We start from the raw sequence: 21,363 nt of genomic DNA, 5'->3' as shown, positions 1-21,363 counted from the left end.
TGATTTATTTAATAACTGCGCACCTCGTCATTTTGTTCTTCAACCCTTGAATATGCTTGTAAGTTTATCCATGGTGAGCAAAACAATAATTGCTTCGCCCGTCGGCGTCCGGTTCGGGTCCGTTGAGGCAAAAAGCTGATTGATAAGCGTGTGAATTTCAACAAGTGAAAGTTTTACCGCATAACGGATGGAAAAACGCTTCGCCAGCGATCTGGACAGACTTTCAGGTTTGTTCAGTTTTAGATCCGAGTAGCTCTGCTTCAATTGTTCTATTAATTCTTCAAAAAGATCCTGCTCGCTTTCTTCCGGCAAATCTGCCGGGATCCCTCTGATGATCAGTTCATTTGAGCCGAATTCGTCAAACTCGAACCCCAGACTTCTGATTTCCTTTTTGGTTTCATGCACAAGCTGCATGTCAGAATGCGTCAGACGTATGGTTTTCGGAAAAAGAAGCTGCTGACATGCACCGTTCCGGTTTGTAAGCATCTTGCGGTATCGTTCGTAAAGAATGCGTTCATAAGCGGCTTTCTGGTCAATAAGCATGATGCCGTCTTTAACCTGCGAAAGGATAAACCGGTTATGCAGCTGAAAAAGCATGGCATCACTTTCCGGCGCAGAAATGGCTTCGAGTGCCATCCGGTTCACTTTGCTTGCAACTGTTTTTGATTCTTCCTGATACGATGGCCGGGAAGCAGTCGGTGTGTTCAGCTCGAATGCAGCCAGTTCGCGGTTGCGGTCATCCGGGTTCTGTAATCCTTCGAAAAGTTTGTTCCAGTTTGTAAGATTGGATCTTGACTGGTTATTTTCGTCTCTTTTGGACTGTGCAACCCAATCCGGCATGACGGTTCTCGGAATCAGATTATTGTTTTGATCCGAAGGCGAGGTATTTAAAAAATTGGTGTTGCCCTCAAAATCGATGGATTGCGAAAGATTGTAAATACCGACTGCTTTCTTAACTGCAGCCATGACAATGGCGTACACCGATCGCTCGTCATCAAACTTGATTTCCGTTTTGGTCGGATGAATATTGATATCAATATGCGAAGGATCAATTTCTATAAAAAGCACATAGAACGGATGACTTCCTTCCGGTATGGTCCCGTCAAATGCACTGATTACAGCATGATGCATGTAACTGTGCTTGATATAGCGGTCATTGACAAAAAAGAATTGTTCACCCCGGGTTTTTCTTGAAAATTCCGGTTTTCCGATGTATCCGCGAACGCTGATATAAGAAGTGTCTTCCTGGCAGAAAGCCAGTTGTTCCCGGTAACTTTTTCCGTAAATATCCACAATACGCCGTACAAGCTTTCCGGGCATCAGGTTAAACACTTCCGTATCGTTATGGTGCAAAGAAAAACCGACTTGCGGATGCGCCAGTGCTACGCGCTGGAATTCATCCAGCACATGCCGCATTTCTACGGAGTTGGATTTCAGGAAATTTCTTCGTGCCGGAACATTGAAAAATAAATTCCTGACCAGAATACTGGTTCCTTTCAAGCATGCAACTGCTTCCTGCGTTTTTATTTCCGAACCCTCAATCCGGATCAGGGTTCCCAGTTCGTCGGATTCCTGTCTGGTCCGGAGTTCCACTTGTGCAACAGCGGCAATGGATGCAAGCGCTTCACCTCGAAAGCCCATGGTACGTATCCGGAACAAATCTTCTGACTGACGAATTTTGGAAGTGGCATGTCTTTCAAAACACATTCTTGCGTCCATTTCGGACATGCCTGTGCCGTCGTCTATAATCTGGATCAGCGTACGACCGGCTTCCCGTAATATCACCTGTATATAATTGGCTTTTGCATCAATGGCGTTTTCCAGTAACTCCTTCACTACGGATGCCGGTCGCTGAACAACTTCTCCGGCGGCAATTTGATTGGCTATGGAATCAGGTAATAATTGTATGATGTCAGAAGACGGCATGTCGGAATTGCAGTTTACTTTACTATAACAAATAAACAAAAATTTTTTAACAGCCAACGAATCTCATGTGTACGAAGCAAGCCGAGGTAATATTTGTTTAGCTAAATAGTAGAAATAGTTATATTGAATATAAGAATGTTATATAATATGTAAAGGTTTTTATAATAAAGCTTTGTTAGGATTAAAATATTTATATAATTTAGGATACTCAACTCTGATGTTAACAACACGTTCCCGTTATGAAAACGCCTGTTTTTAAAAGGTTCAACTATAATATGGCATTGCAATGGCTGATATTCCTGCCGGTTATTCTGCCGTTGTGTATTGTTTTTGGTGCCTTGCAGGGTATCATGAACATGGTTGAAAAAATGGCGCAACGCATGTGGATTGATATGGAATTATAAAACGGATATACGCTTTAAAAAGAAAGAGCTTGGTATCATACCAAGCTCTTTCTTTTTAAAATTGGTTCCTGTCAGAATTTCCATCTTACAAAAGCTTCCATTGCCTCGTATTCGGCAAGCCCGAGTTCGTCATACAAATGGGCCGTTCCTCTGTTCCGTTCCTCTGCACGCTGCCAGAATTCTCTTGAATCTTCGCCCTGAAATACAACGCCGTCTTTCTGAGACTGATGTTTGAATATTCCCTGGCGTTTTTTCAGAACCTGATCCGGACTCATCGGAACTGCCATTTCTATTTCATAAATATCCCATTCTGCCCAGGCACCGCGATACAGCCATACCCAGCAGTCTTTCATGTATTCTTTTTCTTTCGACCGGTTCAGTGCAGCTTCAATCGCATCCCAGCAAACTTTATGCGTTCCGTGCGGATCGGCAAAATCGCCGGCTGCATAAATCTGATGCGGCTTGATCTCGTCAATCAGGTTTTCTATGATCTGGATGTCTTCTGCGCCGATCGGTTTTTTCTGAACTGTTCCCGTTTCGTAAAAAGGCATGTTCAGGAAATGCGCCTGACTGGTCGGAATTCCTACAAAGCGGCATGTTGCCTTGGCTTCTCCGCGTCGCAGCAAACCTTTTACTTTGCGTATTTCAGGTGTATCAATTTCACTGTCTTTGGTATGTCGCAGAAAGTTCTTTGCATCCAGGAACAACTGGTTTGTTTCTTCATTATCTATTCCAAAACCATTGTTGAAGTCAACGACAAAGTCAATAAAGCGAAGTGCTTCATCATCAGCAACGGCAATGTTTCCGGAAGTCTGATAAGCAACATGCACTTCATGACCCTGATCAACAAGCCGCTGGAACGTACCGCCCATGGAGATAATATCATCATCCGGATGCGGGCTGAAAATAAGCACGCGTTTTTTAGCAGGCAAAGCTCTTTCCGGACGGTAAGTATCATCGGCATCCGGTTTTCCGCCCGGCCAGCCGGTTATTGTATGCTGTAACTGGTTAAATACGTTGATATTGATTTCATATCCGGAGCCATACTGCGCCAGCAGATCACTCATACCATTGTCATTGTAGTCCTTGTCGGTTAGTTTCAGAATCGGTTTGCTCAATGTACGAGATAAATGCGTAATTGCTTTTTTAATCATTTTGTTATCCCAAACGACCGAATCAACTGCCCAGGGCGTCTTGATGCGGGTAAGTTCGGATGCTGCGCTTTCGTCCACAACAAAGGAAACATCCGGATGCGCCTGAAGATAGGATGCAGGATTCAGCTCAGAAACCGGTCCTTCCACCGCTCGCTGAATTACCGAAGCTTTTCTTTCGCCCCATGCAAGCAATACAATGCGGCGCGCGTTCAGAATAGGCGCTACGCCGAGCGTAATGGCTTTGCGGGGAACGTTATGCAGTCCGCCAAATTCCATGGAAGCAGCCACACGCGTGGAATGATCCAGTGTAATCAGCCTTGTGCGGGAATTGATCAGCGCGCCGGGTTCGTTAAATCCGATATGCCCGTTTCCGCCGATACCCAGTAGTTGAAAATCCAGACCGCCAACGGCATTGATCCTGTTTTCATAAGAAGTACAGTAATCTCTCAGTGAAGAAGACGGAACGGTTCCGTCCGGTATAAAATAATTTTCCTTTAATATATCCACATGATCAAACAGCTGTTCTTTCATGAACCGGTGATAACTGTAAATGGAATCCGGTTCCATTTGATAATACTCATCCAGGTTAAATGAAATTACGTTCCTGAAACTCAGCCCTTCTTCCCTGTGCATACGGACAAGAATGGCGTAAACAGTCTTTGGTGAAGATCCGGTTGCAAGGCCAAGCACGCATGGCTTTCCTTCATTTTGTTTCTGACGAATCAGATCTGCAATTTCTCTGGCAACCGCATTGGAAGCTTCTTTTGAATCTGCAAAGATCTGTGTCGGTATTTTTTCATAAGTAATGGGCTGCCCGATTGTTCCGGCAGTACCTTTTGAATGATTGGCAGTCTGCATCAGGATAGTCTGGGAATTTACCGTTTGTTGGCTCATAGATGACGGATATTATTAAGAGTTTATGAATAATACTGATTAGAGAATGATCATATTCCGGAAAAGCACATTATACAAAGTACGATTGGAACTTGGCAAAATGTCAGAAAAAAGACTCAGACACGCAAACGATGGCAAAAATACAATTCATAATGAATTATTATTAAAATAATTTAAAAATAACTTTTGTTCTAAAATACTTGATATAACCCCATTGAGGCTATAAACTGTAATCATAAAAAGCGTGAACAGGACATTTCGGATAAAGTAACTGTTATTATTTTATTCAACAATAAATGCTTGTATTTTTGCACCTTATTCAAGCTAACATCACATCTTTTTCCAGTATATCCCATGTCTACACTCACAAGCGTTGAACGTGACACGACCATTTTTGATCTCATAAACAGAGAAAAGCATCGCCAGGAATCCGGTATTGAACTGATCGCATCTGAAAACTTTACTTCCAGACAAGTGATGGAAGCATCAGGAAGTGTATTGACCAACAAATATGCAGAAGGACTTCCCGGAAAAAGATATTACGGCGGATGTGAAGTAGTTGATGAAATTGAACAGATTGCCATCGACCGTTTGAAAGAACTTTTCGGGGCAACGTGGGCCAATGTGCAGCCGCATTCCGGCGCGCAGGCCAATACCGCTGTATTCCTTGCTTGCCTGAACCCGGGTGACAAAATCATGGGCTTCAACCTTGCGCATGGCGGACACCTTACGCACGGTTCTCCTGTGAACATTTCCGGAAAATACTTTCAGCCTGTATTTTATGGTGTTGAGGTAGAAACCGGTTTGATCAATTGGGACAAAGTAGAGGAAATTGCCCTGAAAGAAAAGCCTAAAATGCTGATCTGCGGCGCTTCGGCATATAGCCGCGACTGGGATTACGAACGCCTGCGTTCCATAGCTGATCAGGTTGGCGCCATTTTGCTTGCCGATATTTCCCATCCGGCCGGTCTGATTGCCAAAGGTCTTCTGAACGATCCATTTGATCATTGCCATATCGTAACGACTACAACGCACAAAACACTGCGTGGCCCTCGTGGCGGCGTTATCATGATGCGGAATGATTTTGAAAATCCGTTTGGCATCAAAACACCGAAAGGACAAACCCGCTTGATGTCTTCTTTGCTGGATTCGGGTGTTTTCCCGGGAACACAAGGCGGTCCGCTGGAACATATTATTGCTGCAAAAGCCGTTGCATTCGGCGAAGCACTCAGCGACGGTTATTACAACTACGCAACGCAGGTTACCAGAAATGCGCAGGCAATGGCCAAAGCGTTTGTTGAAAAAGGTTACAGGATTATCTCCGGCGGAACTGACAATCACTTGATGCTGATTGACCTGAGAACCAAAAACGGCATTGAATCAGGACTTACGGGAAAACTGGCTGAAAATACGCTGATCAAAGCGGATATTACCATCAATAAAAATATGGTTCCGTTTGACGATAAATCGCCAATGATCACTTCCGGTATCCGGGTAGGAACGGCTGCGATGACCACACGCGGATTGCTGGAAACGGATATGGAGCGCATCGTGGATCTGATTGATACCGTACTTGTAAATCATGATCAGGATGCGAAAATTGCAGCGGTGAAAGAAGAAGTCAATAACTGGATGAAACAATTTCCATTGTACATCTGATCTTATATATAAATGTACTGAAACTGCGTGCCGGCTTTCCTGCTGTCACGCAGTTTTAGTTTCTGGCTGTATACGGTGCATTATAGTGTAAAGTCATATATATTCTGTTCTATCAGGTATTCAGTAATGGAAATTTCCGTCTGGTTATAGAATTACACTATAAAGCATATAAAGAATTGTGCTATAACTTGTTTTGACTTCATAAAGTTTTCATAACTTTGCACTCCAAAATCGAATTAATTTATATGAGCAAGAAAAAGACGGACGAGTCCGGGCTTGAAATCATTGAAACTCCGGAAGCACTGGCAGGCAAAATCAATAAGGCAGAGGTTTTTTTTATAAAAAATCGTAAAGTTGTCGTAGGTATCGTGGGTGCTGTATTACTGGCGCTTGTTGCATTTGCCGGATATCGCTTTTATATCGAAAGTCAGGAAGGAACTGCTCAGCAGGCACTTGCAAGTGTAGTTTATGATTTTGAAGCAGATTCACTTCAGAAAGCGCTGAACGGAAGCGGAGGAAATGAAGGACTTTTATCTATTGCTGACAGCTACAAAGGTACGGATGCCAGTAATCTTGCAAACTTTTATGCAGGCGTCGCTTTACTGAAACAAGGTAAATACGACGATGCAATCAATCATCTCAAATCTTTCAGTTCTGACGATTTGCTTGTTCATGCTCGGGCACAGTCGCTGATCGGAGATGCTTATATGGAAAAAAATCAACCGGCAGAAGCCATTTCTTACTACGAGAAAGCGGCGGGTTATGAAAAGAACGAATACTTTACACCGGTATATTTAATGAAACTGGCTATTGCTCAGGAAAAAGCCAGCAAACCGAGTGATGCCATGTCCACTTATAAACGTGTAGTTGACGAATTCCCGCTTTCATCGGAAGTGGTGAACGCAAAGAAATACATGGGATTACTGGAGGGACAGGTCGGCAAATAATGGTTAACCATTTCTGTTTCAAAAAAGGATAAAGCCGACACGGGTTTTATCCTTTTTTTATTTGTTTATATATAAATTGATTCCATCTACTTTCACGGATTTATCCGAAAAACTGATAACTATGTCCAGCGCAGATAAAAATTTAAGTGTTTTCAATACCAACGGTTTACCGGATATCAGTAAAAAAAGATTTGCCATACTCGTTGCAGAATGGAACAGTGAAGTAACAGAAAGGCTTTTTGAAGGCGCATATAAAACGCTTGTTGATTATGGCGCAGCGCCGGAAAATATTGAAAGAGGAAATGTGCCCGGAAGCTTTGAACTTACACTCGGATCGCAATGGTTTGCCCAGCGTCCGGATATTGATGCCGTAATTGCCCTGGGCGTGGTTATTCAGGGCGAGACAAAGCACAATGACTATATTAATCATGCCGTAGCGCAAGGAATCACAAACGTAAGTTTAAAGCTGGATAAGCCCGTTATCTTCGGTGTTCTTACGCCCAATACGATGGAACAGGCGCTGGACAGGGCAGGCGGTATCCACGGAAACAAAGGCGACGAAGCAGCTATGACAGCTATCAAGATGATCGGACTGCATGAAAATATACGGAAAGCCTAGTTGGGCTGAAAAATAAACAATTGTCTTTATCTGAAATTCATTTATTCTATACCTTACACATATGCAAGTCTGGAAATTTGGCGGTACTTCGGTTGGAAAGCCTGAACGCATGCATTCGATCCGTGAACTTCTTAATAATGATCCAAGCCGTAAAATTGTTGTATTGTCGGCTTTGTCCGGATCAACAAATGCGCTGATTGCGATTGGAGAAGCGGCAAAAGCTTTTGATGAAGCACAAGCGAGTTCTTTGATTGAAGATCTGAAAACGCATTACAATCTTTTTATCAAGGAATTATATGCTACTTCCGAAGGGTTGGAAAAGGGACAGGAGATTGTTGATACCGAATTTGGATTTATAAAGTCCCTCGTGGGCATCAAGCCGTTTACAATCAAGCAGGAAAAGGAACTTGTTGCAGAAGGAGAAATACTGAGTACCAAAATGTTTCAGGCTTATCTGGAAGAAAAAGGCGAAAATTCTGTTTTGCTGCCTGCTTTGGATTTCATGAGAATTGACGCAGACGGCGAGCCTGAACTGGCTACGATTGAAGAAAAGCTGGTGACAATCCTGAATCAATATACCGATAGACAGACGATTATAACGCAAGGATTCATATGCAGAAATCCGCGTGAGGAAGTTGACAATCTGAAACGCGGTGGTTCTGATTATACGGCGTCTCTGATTGGCGGAGCAATTCGTGCCGATGAAATTCAGATATGGACGGATATCGACGGAATGCATAATAATGACCCGCGGATTGTAAAACGTACTTTTCCAATCCGTGAACTGACGTTTGAGGAAGCAGCAGAACTGGCTTACTTCGGTGCCAAAATTCTTCATCCGAGTACGATTACGCCTGCCAAGTTGCGCGGCGTTCCGGTCAGGCTAAAAAACACCATGCAGCCTGATGCGCCCGGAACATTGATTGCAAACCAGACTTCTGACCGCGACATCAAGGCGATTGCTGCAAAAGACAATATAACGGCAATTTACATTCATTCTACTCGTATGCTGAATGCCTACGGTTTTCTTCGTAGAGTATTTGAGATTTTTGAAAAATACAAAACTCCTGTCGATATGATTACGACATCGGAAGTTTCAGTATCGGTAACAATTGACAATTCCGAAAATCTGGACAAAATTACTGCTGACTTGCGTGAATTTGCTGATCTTGAAGAACATGACCGTGATCAGAATATCATTTGTATTGTAGGAAATTTCAGTGCTGACAAAGAAGGAATTGCATTAAAAGTACTGGACGCAATGAAAAACATTCCAATACGAATGATTTCGTACGGAGCATCGGAACATAATCTTTCGTTGCTTATCCATTCCAAATACAAGGCAGAAGCATTGAACGTGCTGAATGAGCGTCTTTTCTATTATGAAGATGCAATGAAAGATATTTTTACAGCTCCCTAAGATATGTTACAAACCAGCTTTATACGCGATAACAGAGAACTGACTATCGCAGGATTAACAAAAAAGCATTTTAAAAACGCTGAACAGGCAGTAGACCAGATTATTGATCTGGATCAGAAGCGCAAAGAATTACAGCAGGAACTGGATGAAACACTGGCCAGATCTAATGCAAAAGCAAAGGAAATAGGCGCCTTGATGAAATCGGGCCAGCAGGTAGAAGCGGAAGCTGCAAAAGCGGATACGGCAGCACTTAAAGAACGTTCCAAAGCGCTGGACGAGCAGCATAAAGCTATTGAATTGTCATTGCTTGACGAACTTGTAAAATTACCTAATCTGCCACACGAAAGTGTTCCGCAAGGAAGAACAGCCGAGGATAATATCACTGTGCTGGAAGCAGGAAACAAGCCGCTTTTGCCCATAGGTGCATTGCCGCATTGGGAACTGATCCGGAAATTGGGACAAAACCAGGCTCCGATCATTGATTTCGAACTGGGGAATAAAATTTCCGGTGCGGGTTTTCCGGTTTACAAGGGAAAAGCTGCAAGGCTGCAAAGAGCAATGATCGCCTTTTTTCTTGATGAAGCCGGAAAAGCAGGATATACCGAAGTACAGCCGCCAATCGTCGTCAATTCGGATTCCGGATTTGCTACCGGGCAACTTCCGGATAAAGAAGGCCAGATGTATCACGACGCAGCGGATGATCTTTATCTGATCCCGACTGCCGAAGTGCCGGTTACCAATTTGTACAGAGATGTTATTGTTTCAGAAAACAACCTTCCGGTAAAAAATGTAGCCTATACGCCGTGTTTTCGTCGTGAAGCGGGAAGCTGGGGCGCGCATGTACGAGGATTGAACCGCTTGCACCAGTTCGATAAAGTCGAAATTGTGCAGATTAACCGGCCGGAAAATTCCTATACTGCACTGGACGAAATGGTAAATCATGTAAAAGGATTGCTTGAAAAACTGGAACTTCCTTACAGGATCTTGCGTCTTTGCGGCGGGGACATGGGTTTTACCTCGGCATTGACTTATGATTTTGAAGTATGGTCTGCTGGGCAGGAACGCTGGCTGGAATGCAGTTCTGTTTCAAATTTCGAGACTTATCAGGCAAACCGGCTTAAATTGAGATACAAAACGGCTGACAAGAAAACGCAGCTTCTGCATACTCTGAACGGATCGGCACTGGCATTGCCGAGAATTGTGGCCGCTTTGCTTGAAAACAATCAGCAGGCTGACGGAACCGTAAAGATTCCTTCTGCGCTGGTTCCTTATTGCGGTTTTGATACGATTGAGTAAATTGATTTACACAAATTATACTAAAAAGCCTTTACGAAAGTGAAGGCTTTTTGCTTGGAAAATGAAAACTGTTTTCTGTTTAATCCTGAATTTTTGAAGCGGGTAAAAACGTTTTTCTTTTCGGAAAAGCCAGCCAGATAAAATATCCGGTCAATACGACAATGCTTACCTGCATGATGTAATCCAGAAATCTTTGCTGCGTTGCGGTAATATCTGCCGGCGTCATGTAACAAGGCATTTCCAGTCTCCACCAGAAAGACGGATGAACAACGCAGAGTATGTTGAAAATGATCAGCAGAATGACTTGCGTTCTGCTTTTCCAGTTGATGATGTAAACAACAAGCGGTATGAGAAACAGGAAAATGTAATTGCTGTATGCGCTCTGCTGAACGATCATCATGGTGGCATACAATATCACCCAGATTCGGGAAAGCATCATTCTGAAATCAGCATTTCGCAGCCTTAACGCAGCAATGCATGCAAGTCCAACCGAAATCGCAAGTCCGATCCAGTTCCAGAACTTTTCTCCGACGCCAAGCTGATTGGAAAACAGCGGATTGATCACAGAAGGAATATTCGGAGCACGAAGTGTCTGTGCTTCATCCAGCGGCTGCGTAAATCCCCATCCGACGAGCGGATAAAGCACGGCAATGGATAAAATACCGATTACAGCCATTGGAATAACAAGCCGGAGTTTGTGTTTTTCCAGCATAAAAAGCGGGATCAGAATCAGTACAAAAATGGCTTTGGTCATGAGCAGCCCAAGCGCCAGAATAGCAGCATACCATTCTACTTTCAGTGTTCTTTCGCGTACGTAGTAAGCCAGAATTACAAAAAGCCACATCCAGACATCTTCCTGTGCGCCAATAATGCAAAGAACAAGAGAACCCGGCAGCAAAAGGTACAGGATGGACTTGAAGAGAAATTTTCCGCGTGACTGGAACGGTCTGAAAAAATGGTAGGAAGCAAGCAAAGCTACACCGTCCATAGCTGCCATTGCAAGCACGATCATTTTGGGACTATACCACAATTTCAGCCATATGCCCAGAAAATATGCATAAAGCGGTGAGTACGGCGACCAGAAATCACGGTATACCACTTGCCCGAGCGATGCCTTGCTGGCTTCATCCCAGAAGCCGTTTACATCCGAAGTCGGTTCCAGTCCGGCGATCAGATAAACCAGAATGAACGGAATCAGACGAAGGACAATCCAGCCAATGAGCAAAGTAATTCTGGCAGATTTACTTTCCAGCCATAATGTCAGCGTATTCTGTTTCCAGAGAAGCATCACGATCAGCAGCGTGGAAATCAGGCTGATGCCCAGTTTGGCGATGACTATATTCATGCCGTTACAAGGTTTTCAGGACGTACAGTCTTGCGGTAGGTTTCACGCAGCACCCAGAAGAAGCATAGCACGTTCAGTATCTGCAGAACATATTCAAAAAGGTATGCGGCATTTGCAAACATTGCGAGCGAAGTATAAGCAGGCTGTTTGATATAGACCCAAATAAAAGGCTGGACAACCGTAAGCCAGTTCAGTAATAAAAGAACCGCAACGTGAGCCGTTTTTCTGAGATCAACGATTTCAAAAAGAACAGCCATCAAATACGCGATCACGTAAGCGCCCATTGCACTTGCCTGAAATATCATCATGCAGACGAAGCATGCAATAAAAATCCCGGGCAGTACTTCATTAATATGCCTGTAACGCGCTTTATAAGCCATGTAAGCCGGAATAAACACGGTAAAAAGCAATCCGAACCAGTTGATGAGCGTGGATTTCTTTTCATTGATTGGAATGATCATCTCAATAAAAGGCCTGCTGATGGAAAACAGATTAGGCGTCATCAGTTGTTCGGTATGCTGGATCGGCATCAGGAAAAGGTCGCCGATCTGCCAGTATAAAAATCCGATGGCCGGCAATCCCACCGCCGCCATGACAAGCAGCATTTTGACGGGTTTTTTGGCGACAAGTAACAATGCAGGCAAAAGAAAAATGAAAGTTACCTTGATCGTCAGAAGAGCCAGTGCATAAAGCAGCCCGATACCGACTTCATAATTTTCAGGTTTCCGGATTGTAAACCGCCACATCAGCAGTGCAGCGCCCCAGAACCATACTTCTTCCTGCCCGTCAACAAGAATATACATGAAGCCTGCCGGCAGAAGATAGTATATAATAGCAAGCTGTAAAGCCCTTTCCGTTCTGAATTTGTAGGTTTTGTAAGTAAGCCATAAAATTCCTGATTCCATCAGCACCATAAACAGGACAATAGCACGCGAATTATGCCAGATCCAAACCGGCAAACTGATGATGTATGCGTACAATGGCGCATGGTAAGACCAGAAATCCCGGTAAACAAACCCGCCTTTTTTAGCTGCTTCGGCCTTGTAAAAAAAGAATGGAATATCGCCCCGCGGATCTTCGTTCAAGACCAAAAAAATGCCGATCCAGGGAATCAGCCTGAGCAGGACAAAGCCGAGCAGAAAGATCATTTTCTCATTTTCAATCTGCCATTTTGCAAACAGCGCAGTTCTGCTGACCGTCCAGACAATTGCGAACGTCAAACCGAGATTGATGAGGAGTTTGATATAAAATACAGTAAGAACGGGCATTTAAAATAATATAAATAAAGAAGTTGCTGTGAAAACCGTGTGCGTCAGCAGAGAAATTCAGGCGCAAACTTAAGACAAGTTTTGATGAAAATGAGTAGCAATTATCAAAGATTTAAGCCGTTAGAAAATTGCATGCTTTTGCATGTTCCTTTTAATACGTAAATTCAGTCGTTAGCTGATGTTGTAATCTGAACTGCCATGACCTATCATTCACAACTTACCGGAATGGATTTTAACCTTGGAGAAGAACATCTTGCTGTGCGGGATGCCGCCGCAGATTTTGCCAGAAACGAACTTTTGCCGGGAATCATCGAAAGAGACAATGCCCAGCATTTTGACACTGCACTAATCCGTAAAATGGGTGAACTGGGATTTTTCGGAATGATGGTTTCTCCTGAATACGGCGGCGGCGGAATGGATACTTTGGCTTACGTGATTGCCATAGAAGAAATAGCCCGGATCGATGCGTCAGCAGCAGTTATTATGTCCGTAAACAATTCCTTGGTTTGCTGGGGACTTGAAAAATACGGAACGGAACTGCAAAAGCAAAAATATCTTGTACCGCTTGCATCGGGAAAAATGATCGGGGCTTTCTGCCTTTCCGAGCCGGAAGCCGGATCGGATGCTACCTCGCAGCATACAACAGCCGTTGAGGCTGAAGACTGTTACATTCTGAACGGTACAAAAAACTGGATCACAAACGGCAACACTTCTTCGGTTTGTCTCGTAATAGCACAAACAGATCCGGATAAAAAGCATAAAGGAATAAATGCTTTTCTGGTCGAGAAAGGTCTTGAAGGATTTGTTGTCGGAAAAAAGGAAGATAAAATGGGAATCAGAGCTTCGGACACGCATACTTTGATGTTTTCGGATGTAAAAGTTCCGAAGCAAAACCGGATCGGAGAAGACGGCTTTGGTTTCAAATTTGCAATGAACACGCTGAACGGCGGCCGGATCGGGATTGCAGCGCAGGCACTTGGCATTGCAGCCGGCTCTTTTGACCTGTCGCTCAAATATGCAAGGGAAAGAAAAACATTTGGCAAACCGATCAGTGAACATCAGGCCATTCAGTTCAAGTTATCGGAAATGGCAACCAAAATAGAAGCGGCACGTCTGCTTGTATACAAAGCAGCAAGGCTTAAAGATGAAGGAAAAGATTACGTGATGGCTGCGGCAATGGCCAAACTTCATGCATCAGATATAGCCATGTGGGTGACAACCGAAGCGGTACAAATTCACGGCGGCTACGGATATGTAAAAGAATATCATGTAGAACGGCTCATGCGGGATGCCAAAATCACACAGATTTATGAAGGTACCTCAGAAATCCAAAAACTTGTAATTGCAAGAGAACTCCTAAAATGATCTCTTTCATATGATCAAGACTATTTTATTCTAAATCTTGGATTAAAATCATACCAAAATATCACTTTTTTTCAGTTTTTTGTCAATCTATACTTGTATTAGTTTTGTACAATTTATTAGATTTGTACAAAAATTGCATCAACGGTCAAAAGGCCCTTAAATATATCAAGTATGGAAGACTATAATAAGATTATTGAATCGTTAGGGGTTAAATTTGTAAAGGCTCGCCATATCCGTATTTTACAACCTATTACGATAAAAAACTTTTATGACGTACAAAATTCGTTAACAATTTTGTACGATGGAGAAGTTTCATTTGGATCCGAAGAATCGCAGAAGGTTGAGGAAGGAGATATGCTGTTTATTCCCGGCGGCAAGCATGCCACGGTAACATACGGCAATACGGCGACCGCCAAAACGGTATCGAATGAAGAGTTCATGACCAATCGTGACAACTATATCGAAGGCGGCAATGATCCGGCATTAATCGGAAAATTACCCAATTCATTCGGACTGATATCTTTTGAGGCCAAAGTTTTTGACACTGTTAACTTCTTTACTTCCCTTGATGTTCCGCCGTTTCTTATAAAAAGAGATGATCAGATTGCAATCACAATCAATCAGATATTAACCGAAGATATGCTGGATACGCCCGGAAAAGGCCGTATCATTAAAATAAAAACGGAAGAAGTCGTTATTGAGATCATCCGTTATATCCTTAAAAACAAGCTGTTTGTTGAGCAGTTGGTAACCAACAGCACGTATTTCAAAGACCCTCGTCTGATCGACATTTTTGCCTATATCAAAGACAATCTCGGCGGCGATCTTTCCAATAAAGTGCTGGCCAACGTTGCGAATGTTTCCGAAGATTATGTAGGACAGTATTTCAAAATGCTTACCGGGATCAATCCGCAGGATTACATCGAATATCAGCGCATGGAAAAAGCCGTGGATCTGCTGCGTACTTCCAAAAAGAGCATCCGCGCTATCGGCTCGGATGTTGGCTACAAAGATACAGCTTACTTCTGCCGCCGTTTTAAAATGATGTTCGGGATTCCTGCCGGCAAAATGCGCCGTCGTGAGTCGTTGATGAACGTTTAGCAAAAGTTTTTATATACATGCAAAAAGGAGAACCGGTCAAGTTCTCCTTTTTGCATGTATAACGCTTTTCAGCGGATCGGCGTTAACTGTACCGCCGTTACTTTCCAGATCCCGCCGGATTTGACGCATACGGACATATAAGACATTTCACCCTGATAACGGTTGTTAGCGAGCTTTGCACTTACGTTCCACCGCCCGGTTACAACGGCCACGTTATTGTAAGTGCGTGTCATCGTCCCGGACAGCATGCCGGATTCTATTACAATAATACCTTGTGAAAATGCTTCCTGAAATTGGTTGCCGTTAACGGTTTGTCCCTGAAAATCAGTAACTGTAAAATCAGCTGAAACCAGGTTTTCCAGGCTGCCCGCATCTTCTTCCAGCAATGCTTTAAAAAACAGGTTGGAGCAATCCGTTCCGTCTATCGGCAAAGCACCCGTTTGCGCATTTGTCAGCAATGCAGCTATTGAAAAGGCAAAAGCAAGCAATATAGATTTCATAGCTTTGTAAGTGAAAAATCAGAAAAGTTAAAGTACTGAATCCTGCAAATTACAACGATGATCCGGACACATTGCACTTATCCGATCAAAGATCTTTTTCACTCACGATTATATGTTTAGTTTCGCCTTATATTTAGAAACAAACTTTCAGATTTGATATGGCCAGATTCAACGTCCTGATTTATGTTTTCATACTGATCACTTTTATGAATGCATGCTCTGCACCTCCGGACAAACTGGGAAACCTGGATCTTGAAAAATGGCGCAATGACCGCGGCGCATGCAACAACGTACGTTCAGGTCTTAAACAGGATTTCAAAGCAGTTCAGAACGAGCTGAAAGGTAAATTTGCCGATGATATCGGAAAGATTCTCGGCAGGCCGGATATTCACCAGTTAGGTGAGCGGAATCTTAAATTCTATGTGTACTTTCTGGAAAAAGGAGAGCAATGCAATGATATCAAAACCAGATCGAATGCAGAAAAAGTAATCCTGAAATTCAATGCAGTCGGTCTTTTGTCTGAAATCACTTATCAGACACGCCCGCTGTAAGGGGTTAAAGATAAAATTTCTTGATCCTGATCAGCTGTTCCACCGGTTCCGGAACCATATAGCGGATGGATTTTCCAGTTTTAAGACAATTTCTGATGTAAGTTGCTGAAATATCCAGCAATGGAGCTTCGACGAATTTTACAGCCGGATGATTTCCGAAAATATGTTTTTTTGAATCCGGGCGCGGGTACACGAGCAAGCCGGTATATTCCAGGATTTTGTCATGGTTTTTCCAGTTTGGAAACTGCGCCAGGTTATCTTCACCGATAATCAGTCTGAATTCATGCTGCGGATATTTTTCCTGCATTCTGATCAGCGTATCGATCGTGTAACTTGGCTTGGGCATGTGAAATTCAAAATCCGTTACTTTCAGTGCTGAATTGTCACTGATTGCTCTTTGCACCAGATCGTAGCGGTCAAATTCATGCAGCAGGCTGTTATTTTTCTTGAACGGGTTCTGAGGGCTCACAACAAACCAGACTTGCTCCAGATCCGCAGAAGTGGCCATTGTATTGGCTATAATCAGATGGCCGATGTGAATGGGGTTAAAAGATCCAAAAAATAAACCGATTTTCATGATTGATTTTCTGGATCATTGTGCGATAAAGGACTGGACAAGTTCTTCGGCTTTTTCAAGCGTTTCTTCCAGCATATCATTTTCAAGAACAATATCAAATTCGTGCTCAAAGCTTTGCTCGTAGCGGACTTTGGCAAGACGTGTTTCAAGGGATTCCTGTGTTTCCGTTCCGCGAAATGACAGGCGCCTTTTGATTTCTTCCTCGGAAGTCACCTTTACAAAAACAGCAAGTGCGTTTTCTCCATAAGCTTCTTTCAGCTTCAGTCCGCCTTTCACATCCACATCAAAAACCACATGCTTGCCTTCGTTCCAAAGTCTTTGTATTTCGGCCTTCAATGTTCCGTAATAATTGCCGGCATATACTTCTTCCCACTCTGCAAACTGATCTTCTGCAATTTTTTTCCTGAAATCGGAAAGTGTCAGGAAATAGTAATCTTTTCCGTCCACTTCATAGGTGCGCTTGGTGCGTGTACAGGCAGAAACAGAGAATGCAAGTTGAGTGGTGTATTTATTTAAAAGATGCCGTACAATGGTTGTTTTTCCAGAGCCGGAAGGAGCAGAAAATATGATAAGCTTGCCTTTCACACGAACAGAATTAACTGTTTATTTTTGAGATAATGGTGTCCAGAATACTTTGCGGACAAGGTTTCTTTTGGATTTTTAAGTTGAGCGAATCCTTAATGCATTTTTCTAAACGGTACGATTCGATACAAGGAATACACTTATCCATGTTTGTGCGGAAATGTTCTTTTTCAGCATCTGTGGCCTCATCATCCAGAATAGCCTGAATGACCTTCATGCATTCGGCATGATGCTCACATGTATGCTTCATGGTTTGTTTTTGCGCTTCTTCTGTAACAGAAGGCGTAGTAAGAGATGCGTTCATCTTTTAAATGAAAAATAGAATATGGAATATGTACAGTTGTACCCTATAACCGAATAGGTTATAAAAAAAGTTTCACAACCTATGAATCATATCCCATGGAACTCGCATAACTCTTTAATTTTTCTTTCAGAAGGTTGCGCGCACGGTGTAATCTGGACCTTACCGTACCGATCGGAATGTCCAGAATCTTGGCCATTTCCTCGTAAGTAAAACCTTCAATGTCACACAGAATAATAACCGTTCTGAAATCAACCGGCAAGGAATTCAGTGCGTTTGCAACTTCATCGCCGATCAGTTCCTGTACCGCATCGGCACGCAGGTCTACAGTGTAAGTCGTATCGGATGCTTCTTCCGAATTGTAAGTGGTTTCAACTTCCTGATAATCTACTTTGGATGGCTCTTTGCTTTTTTTACGATAATCGTTGATAAAGCTGTTTTTCAAAATTCTGAAAAGCCACGCTTTCGCATTGGTTCCCTGCTCAAAAGATGAAATAAAACGAAAAGCTTTCAGGTATGTGTCCTGAACAAGATCGTTTGCATCGTCTTCATCCATGGTAAGACGAAATGCGAAGTTGTACATGGAATCAATGTGTGGCATGAACTCGCGGTTAAATACTTCATATCGAAGATCATCCGTGTATTCATTAGTCGTGAGCGTTTCTGACATGGCAACTAACATAGGAATGCTGAATTTACAAAGATTAACAACAGCTCCAAATGGTACAAATTAAATTTGATAAATGGCTCTTTGAAGCTTTTTACAGCCAGTATTTCACGATAAAATCAAAGGAAACGAAACCACTACTTTTACAACATTTTAAACCGGGTAGCTTCCAATCGCAATTACATGTATAAACATCAAATTCCGAGCCAAAAACTTAATCGCGTCAAAATGTCATATTATCGTTTGGAAAAAAGTTCCAGTAAAATTATCAGTAGGGTTGTAAAGAGGGTACTTGCGCCGATTCTTATCAAAGTATAAAGGATCATTCCAAAATAATTCATCTCTATAAAAAACAGCATGGCATGATGCAGAAGTACAAGCGGGAATATATATCCGAGAAAAGCGCCGAAACCCTGCGCGCGGATACCGACTTCGGCCCGTTCCGCACCTTTCGACTTCATTTGGTAATGAATCAGAAATGGACGCAGGTATGCAATAAGCACTGTTGCTGAGGCGTGCATTCCGAAAGTATTGGAAAAAACATCGACAGTAAATCCGATTGCAAAGCCGATCAGCAAAAGGTACATTCTGTCTGTATCTGCAGGAAGAAGCAAAACACCGGCTATGTAGATGAAACAGAATGCATAATTGAAAGCCACCATATTCCGCAAGAAAAAGATCTGCAAAAACAAATACAGCAGGATCATTAAGAAATATTGTATGGCCTCGCGTAAGCTCATTTTCGTTCTATTGTACGTGCTTTAAGATTTTCCTGCTCCCCAAGTTGTTGATTTTGTACCACATAAACGTATGAAAGGTTCCTGAAATCGGTAGACAGGCGCAATATGATATTGTAAAAGGTCTGGTTAGGATGAACCGCTATGCTTTCCACTTTTCCAACCATGATTCCAGGCGGGAAAACGGAGTTCTGGTCGGACGTTACCGCCGAGTCACCTTTGTAAACTTTGGTATATTTTGAAACGTCGACCATATCTATAAAATTCGGGTCTTTTCCCGGCCATTTTGCATATCCGATTTCATTGCTGCGGACGAGCTTGGACGAAACCATGAACTGGGAATGCAGAATGGACGTGACCAGTGAAAAGTTTTCCGAGCAAAAACGGACTTTGCCTACGACACCAGTCGCTGAAATGACGCCCATGCCGGGTTGGATGCCGTCTGCGGTTCCCTTGTCAATAGTGAGTACATTATTGGTCTTGTTTGTTTCATTATCCACTACTTTGGCAACCGTGTAAGTAAAACGTGCTGCAAATGCAGAATCCGGAACGTAGCCGGCCGGCGCATCCGCGGAATTGGTCTGGTTCAGTTTGGTCACAAGCGCGTTCAGCCTCGCGTTTTCTTTGGCAAGGTCTGCATTTACTTCGTCCAGCCGGGTGTATTCCTTGGCAGAATTCGAAAAGGCCAGCGTTTTGGCAACGTAGTAATTGGAAGTATTGAAATAAGTAGCGCCCCAGTACGAATTGCTGCGCACGATAAGCCATACACTGAGTACTTCCAGCAAAACAAAAACCAGGAAAAAACGATTCCGGACTACGAAATCAACGAGTTGGAGCATGGGCTAAAATGTTCACACGCAGTTCATCAATCAAAAATATACTTATTTTTCAACGGATAAACTGTGAACGATCCAATACTACGAAATCAGTACGGGTTTGTATAATTCAAGATTCTTAAGAACTTCGCCGGTTCCTTTTACAACCGCTTTCAGCGGGTCGTCTGCAATGTGAACGGGCAGTTTGGTTTTCTGGGCAATGCGCTTGTCCAGGCCATGAATCAAGGCGCCGCCGCCGGTAAGGTAAATGCCGTTCTTGAAAATGTCGGCTGAAAGCTCGGGAGGAGATATTTCAAGCGCTTTCATCACGCCTTCCTCAATTTTTGAAATCGATTTGTCAAGCGAATAAGCGATTTCACTGTAAGTAACCCGTATTTCCTTGGGAATACCTGTCATAAGGTCACGTCCGCGTATCTGATAATCGTCCAGCGGGATTTCCAGTTCCGGAGAAGCCGAGCCGATGGCCATTTTAATCAGTTCCGCTGAACGCTCACCGATCAGAAGGTTATGTTCGCGGCGCATGTAATCGACAATATCTCTGGTAAAAACGTCGCCTGCAATGCGTACTGACTGTTCACAGACAATACCCGACAATGCAATAACCGCAATTTCCGTCGTACCGCCGCCGATATCTACGATCATAACGCCGTTAGGCTGCGTAATATCTATGCCGATACCAATCGCTGCTGCAATCGGTTCGTGAACCATATAAACCTCTTTGGCGCCTGCATGCTCGCAGGAATCTTTAACAGCCCGTTTTTCAACTTCGGTAATGCCGGAGGGAATACAAACGACCATGCGGTGTGAAGGTGTAAAAAAACGGTTTCCGGTATCGATCATTTTGATCATTCCGCGGATCATCATTTCCGCAGCAGTAAAATCGGCAATTACACCATCTTTTAACGGACGGATTGTTTTGATATTTTCATTTGTTTTTTCATGCATCTGCATAGCTGTATGCCCGATCGCCAGCACTTTTCCGGTGGTTTTGTCCATTGCAATAATGGAAGGCTCGTCAACAACTACTGTATCTTTATGAATGATCAAAGTATTCGCAGTACCCAAATCTATTGCTATATCGCTAGTCAAAAAATCAAACAATCCCATATATTTTATTAAAATTTTCGCTCACTTTGATTTCAGAATGGCAAAATTACAGATAATTACCCACAAACAAAGGCATTTAAAAAATTTCGGTATAGCGTGGTTTTCAG

General features: G+C 43.1%; 21 protein-coding genes. 9 read left to right on the top strand and 12 right to left on the bottom strand.

Annotated features, from left to right (window positions below; translation table 11 throughout):
* Window positions 1-39: 39 nt before the first annotated feature.
* Window positions 40-1,926 carry a DNA mismatch repair endonuclease MutL gene (gene mutL, locus FEM55_RS24115; protein WP_138283885.1) on the bottom strand — a complete coding sequence of 629 codons (1,887 nt, stop codon included), beginning with the start codon at window positions 1,924-1,926 and terminating at the stop codon, window positions 40-42.
* Between the two features lie 239 nt (window positions 1,927-2,165).
* On the opposite strand from mutL, the gene FEM55_RS25065 reads away from it, so the two are divergent.
* The gene (locus FEM55_RS25065; protein WP_171036645.1) at window positions 2,166-2,330 is read left to right on the top strand and encodes a hypothetical protein; all 165 of its coding nucleotides are present in this window, start codon (window positions 2,166-2,168) and stop codon (window positions 2,328-2,330) included.
* 71 nt (window positions 2,331-2,401) lie between these two features.
* Here FEM55_RS25065 and nagB read toward each other — a convergent pair whose 3' ends face one another.
* Window positions 2,402-4,342, bottom strand: a complete 1,941-nt coding sequence (gene nagB / locus FEM55_RS24110; protein ID WP_138283907.1) for a glucosamine-6-phosphate deaminase — start codon at window positions 4,340-4,342, stop codon at window positions 2,402-2,404.
* A gap of 390 nt (window positions 4,343-4,732) precedes the next feature.
* On the opposite strand from nagB, the gene glyA reads away from it, so the two are divergent.
* From glyA to serS, 5 genes are all read left to right on the top strand, one after another.
* Window positions 4,733-6,037, top strand: a complete 1,305-nt coding sequence (gene glyA, locus FEM55_RS24105; protein WP_138283884.1) for a serine hydroxymethyltransferase — start codon at window positions 4,733-4,735, stop codon at window positions 6,035-6,037.
* A 245-nt stretch (window positions 6,038-6,282) separates the two neighbouring features.
* Window positions 6,283-6,984, top strand: coding sequence for a tetratricopeptide repeat protein (locus FEM55_RS24100; RefSeq protein ID WP_138283883.1), 702 nt, complete (start codon window positions 6,283-6,285; stop codon window positions 6,982-6,984).
* Window positions 6,985-7,105: 121 nt separating this feature from the next.
* A complete protein-coding gene (gene ribH / locus FEM55_RS24095; protein ID WP_138283882.1) occupies window positions 7,106-7,603 on the top strand; it encodes a 6,7-dimethyl-8-ribityllumazine synthase in 498 nt (165 codons plus the stop codon).
* 61 nt (window positions 7,604-7,664) lie between these two features.
* Window positions 7,665-9,023 (top strand): aspartate kinase, encoded by a 1,359-nt coding sequence (locus FEM55_RS24090; RefSeq protein ID WP_138283881.1) that lies wholly within the window; start codon window positions 7,665-7,667, stop codon window positions 9,021-9,023.
* A 3-nt stretch (window positions 9,024-9,026) separates the two neighbouring features.
* Complete coding sequence (serS, locus tag FEM55_RS24085) at window positions 9,027-10,319, top strand: serine--tRNA ligase (RefSeq protein WP_138283880.1); 1,293 nt, start codon at window positions 9,027-9,029, stop codon at window positions 10,317-10,319.
* Between the two features lie 79 nt (window positions 10,320-10,398).
* On the opposite strand, the gene FEM55_RS24080 is transcribed toward serS, so the two are convergent.
* Together FEM55_RS24080 and FEM55_RS24075 are read right to left on the bottom strand one after the other, a co-directional pair.
* Window positions 10,399-11,664: a hypothetical protein gene (locus FEM55_RS24080; RefSeq protein ID WP_138283879.1), complete on the bottom strand. Its 1,266-nt coding sequence runs from the start codon at window positions 11,662-11,664 to the stop codon at window positions 10,399-10,401.
* Window positions 11,661-12,932 carry a hypothetical protein gene (locus tag FEM55_RS24075; protein ID WP_138283878.1) on the bottom strand — a complete coding sequence of 424 codons (1,272 nt, stop codon included), beginning with the start codon at window positions 12,930-12,932 and terminating at the stop codon, window positions 11,661-11,663. The genes FEM55_RS24080 and FEM55_RS24075 overlap by 4 nt, the downstream gene beginning before the upstream one ends.
* Window positions 12,933-13,157: 225 nt before the next feature.
* Here FEM55_RS24075 and FEM55_RS24070 point away from each other — a divergent pair, with 225 nt between their 5' ends.
* A complete protein-coding gene (locus FEM55_RS24070) occupies window positions 13,158-14,297 on the top strand; it encodes an acyl-CoA dehydrogenase (RefSeq protein ID WP_138283905.1) in 1,140 nt (379 codons plus the stop codon).
* A 171-nt stretch (window positions 14,298-14,468) separates the two neighbouring features.
* On the top strand, window positions 14,469-15,398 hold the full coding sequence (locus FEM55_RS24065) for a helix-turn-helix domain-containing protein (RefSeq protein ID WP_138283877.1): 930 nt from the start codon (window positions 14,469-14,471) through the stop codon (window positions 15,396-15,398).
* A 68-nt stretch (window positions 15,399-15,466) separates the two neighbouring features.
* Here FEM55_RS24065 and FEM55_RS24060 read toward each other — a convergent pair whose 3' ends face one another.
* Window positions 15,467-15,898, bottom strand: a complete 432-nt coding sequence (locus FEM55_RS24060) for a nuclear transport factor 2 family protein (protein ID WP_138283876.1) — start codon at window positions 15,896-15,898, stop codon at window positions 15,467-15,469.
* A 158-nt stretch (window positions 15,899-16,056) separates the two neighbouring features.
* On the opposite strand from FEM55_RS24060, the gene FEM55_RS24055 reads away from it, so the two are divergent.
* The gene (locus FEM55_RS24055; protein WP_229209401.1) at window positions 16,057-16,449 is read left to right on the top strand and encodes a hypothetical protein; all 393 of its coding nucleotides are present in this window, start codon (window positions 16,057-16,059) and stop codon (window positions 16,447-16,449) included.
* Window positions 16,450-16,453: 4 nt separating this feature from the next.
* Here the strand turns inward: FEM55_RS24055 and nadD are convergent, their stop codons facing one another.
* The 7 genes from nadD to FEM55_RS24020 form a co-directional block, all read right to left on the bottom strand.
* Window positions 16,454-17,026, bottom strand: coding sequence for a nicotinate (nicotinamide) nucleotide adenylyltransferase (nadD, locus tag FEM55_RS24050; protein ID WP_138283875.1), 573 nt, complete (start codon window positions 17,024-17,026; stop codon window positions 16,454-16,456).
* A 15-nt stretch (window positions 17,027-17,041) separates the two neighbouring features.
* Window positions 17,042-17,611, bottom strand: coding sequence for a guanylate kinase (gene gmk, locus FEM55_RS24045; RefSeq protein WP_138283874.1), 570 nt, complete (start codon window positions 17,609-17,611; stop codon window positions 17,042-17,044).
* Between the two features lie 10 nt (window positions 17,612-17,621).
* Window positions 17,622-17,912, bottom strand: coding sequence for a phosphohydrolase (locus tag FEM55_RS24040; RefSeq protein ID WP_171036644.1), 291 nt, complete (start codon window positions 17,910-17,912; stop codon window positions 17,622-17,624).
* A gap of 79 nt (window positions 17,913-17,991) precedes the next feature.
* Window positions 17,992-18,591, bottom strand: coding sequence for a sigma-70 family RNA polymerase sigma factor (locus FEM55_RS24035; protein WP_138283873.1), 600 nt, complete (start codon window positions 18,589-18,591; stop codon window positions 17,992-17,994).
* Window positions 18,592-18,812: 221 nt separating this feature from the next.
* On the bottom strand, window positions 18,813-19,316 hold the full coding sequence (locus FEM55_RS24030) for a hypothetical protein (protein ID WP_138283872.1): 504 nt from the start codon (window positions 19,314-19,316) through the stop codon (window positions 18,813-18,815).
* Window positions 19,313-20,152, bottom strand: a complete 840-nt coding sequence (mreC, locus tag FEM55_RS24025) for a rod shape-determining protein MreC (RefSeq protein WP_138283871.1) — start codon at window positions 20,150-20,152, stop codon at window positions 19,313-19,315. The genes FEM55_RS24030 and mreC overlap by 4 nt, the downstream gene beginning before the upstream one ends.
* 78 nt (window positions 20,153-20,230) lie before the next feature.
* Window positions 20,231-21,256 (bottom strand): rod shape-determining protein, encoded by a 1,026-nt coding sequence (locus FEM55_RS24020; RefSeq protein ID WP_138283870.1) that lies wholly within the window; start codon window positions 21,254-21,256, stop codon window positions 20,231-20,233.
* Window positions 21,257-21,363: the final 107 nt, after the last annotated feature.

The organism is Dyadobacter sediminis, assembly GCF_005860765.1.
Classification (GTDB): Bacteria; Bacteroidota; Bacteroidia; order Cytophagales; family Spirosomataceae; genus Dyadobacter; species Dyadobacter sediminis.
This window is presented reverse-complemented; position numbering and strand designations above follow the sequence as displayed.

What these genes read in the sequence shown, in the direction of transcription:
- mutL (WP_138283885.1), bottom strand. Translation starts at nt 1,926, where the DNA reads ATGCCGTCTTCTGACATCATACAATTATTACCTGATTCCATAGCCAAT.
- FEM55_RS25065 (WP_171036645.1), top strand. Translation starts at nt 2,166, where the DNA reads ATGAAAACGCCTGTTTTTAAAAGGTTCAACTATAATATGGCATTGCAA.
- nagB (WP_138283907.1), bottom strand. Translation starts at nt 4,342, where the DNA reads ATGCAGACTGCCAATCATTCAAAAGGTACTGCCGGAACAATCGGGCAG.
- glyA (WP_138283884.1), top strand. Translation starts at nt 4,733, where the DNA reads ATGTCTACACTCACAAGCGTTGAACGTGACACGACCATTTTTGATCTC.
- FEM55_RS24100 (WP_138283883.1), top strand. Translation starts at nt 6,283, where the DNA reads ATGAGCAAGAAAAAGACGGACGAGTCCGGGCTTGAAATCATTGAAACT.
- ribH (WP_138283882.1), top strand. Translation starts at nt 7,106, where the DNA reads ATGTCCAGCGCAGATAAAAATTTAAGTGTTTTCAATACCAACGGTTTA.
- FEM55_RS24090 (WP_138283881.1), top strand. Translation starts at nt 7,665, where the DNA reads ATGCAAGTCTGGAAATTTGGCGGTACTTCGGTTGGAAAGCCTGAACGC.
- serS (WP_138283880.1), top strand. Translation starts at nt 9,027, where the DNA reads ATGTTACAAACCAGCTTTATACGCGATAACAGAGAACTGACTATCGCA.
- FEM55_RS24080 (WP_138283879.1), bottom strand. Translation starts at nt 11,664, where the DNA reads ATGAATATAGTCATCGCCAAACTGGGCATCAGCCTGATTTCCACGCTG.
- FEM55_RS24075 (WP_138283878.1), bottom strand. Translation starts at nt 12,932, where the DNA reads ATGCCCGTTCTTACTGTATTTTATATCAAACTCCTCATCAATCTCGGT.
- FEM55_RS24070 (WP_138283905.1), top strand. Translation starts at nt 13,158, where the DNA reads ATGGATTTTAACCTTGGAGAAGAACATCTTGCTGTGCGGGATGCCGCC.
- FEM55_RS24065 (WP_138283877.1), top strand. Translation starts at nt 14,469, where the DNA reads ATGGAAGACTATAATAAGATTATTGAATCGTTAGGGGTTAAATTTGTA.
- FEM55_RS24060 (WP_138283876.1), bottom strand. Translation starts at nt 15,898, where the DNA reads ATGAAATCTATATTGCTTGCTTTTGCCTTTTCAATAGCTGCATTGCTG.
- FEM55_RS24055 (WP_229209401.1), top strand. Translation starts at nt 16,057, where the DNA reads ATGGCCAGATTCAACGTCCTGATTTATGTTTTCATACTGATCACTTTT.
- nadD (WP_138283875.1), bottom strand. Translation starts at nt 17,026, where the DNA reads ATGAAAATCGGTTTATTTTTTGGATCTTTTAACCCCATTCACATCGGC.
- FEM55_RS24040 (WP_171036644.1), bottom strand. Translation starts at nt 17,912, where the DNA reads ATGAACGCATCTCTTACTACGCCTTCTGTTACAGAAGAAGCGCAAAAA.
- FEM55_RS24035 (WP_138283873.1), bottom strand. Translation starts at nt 18,591, where the DNA reads ATGTTAGTTGCCATGTCAGAAACGCTCACGACTAATGAATACACGGAT.
- FEM55_RS24030 (WP_138283872.1), bottom strand. Translation starts at nt 19,316, where the DNA reads ATGAGCTTACGCGAGGCCATACAATATTTCTTAATGATCCTGCTGTAT.
- mreC (WP_138283871.1), bottom strand. Translation starts at nt 20,152, where the DNA reads ATGCTCCAACTCGTTGATTTCGTAGTCCGGAATCGTTTTTTCCTGGTT.
- FEM55_RS24020 (WP_138283870.1), bottom strand. Translation starts at nt 21,256, where the DNA reads ATGGGATTGTTTGATTTTTTGACTAGCGATATAGCAATAGATTTGGGT.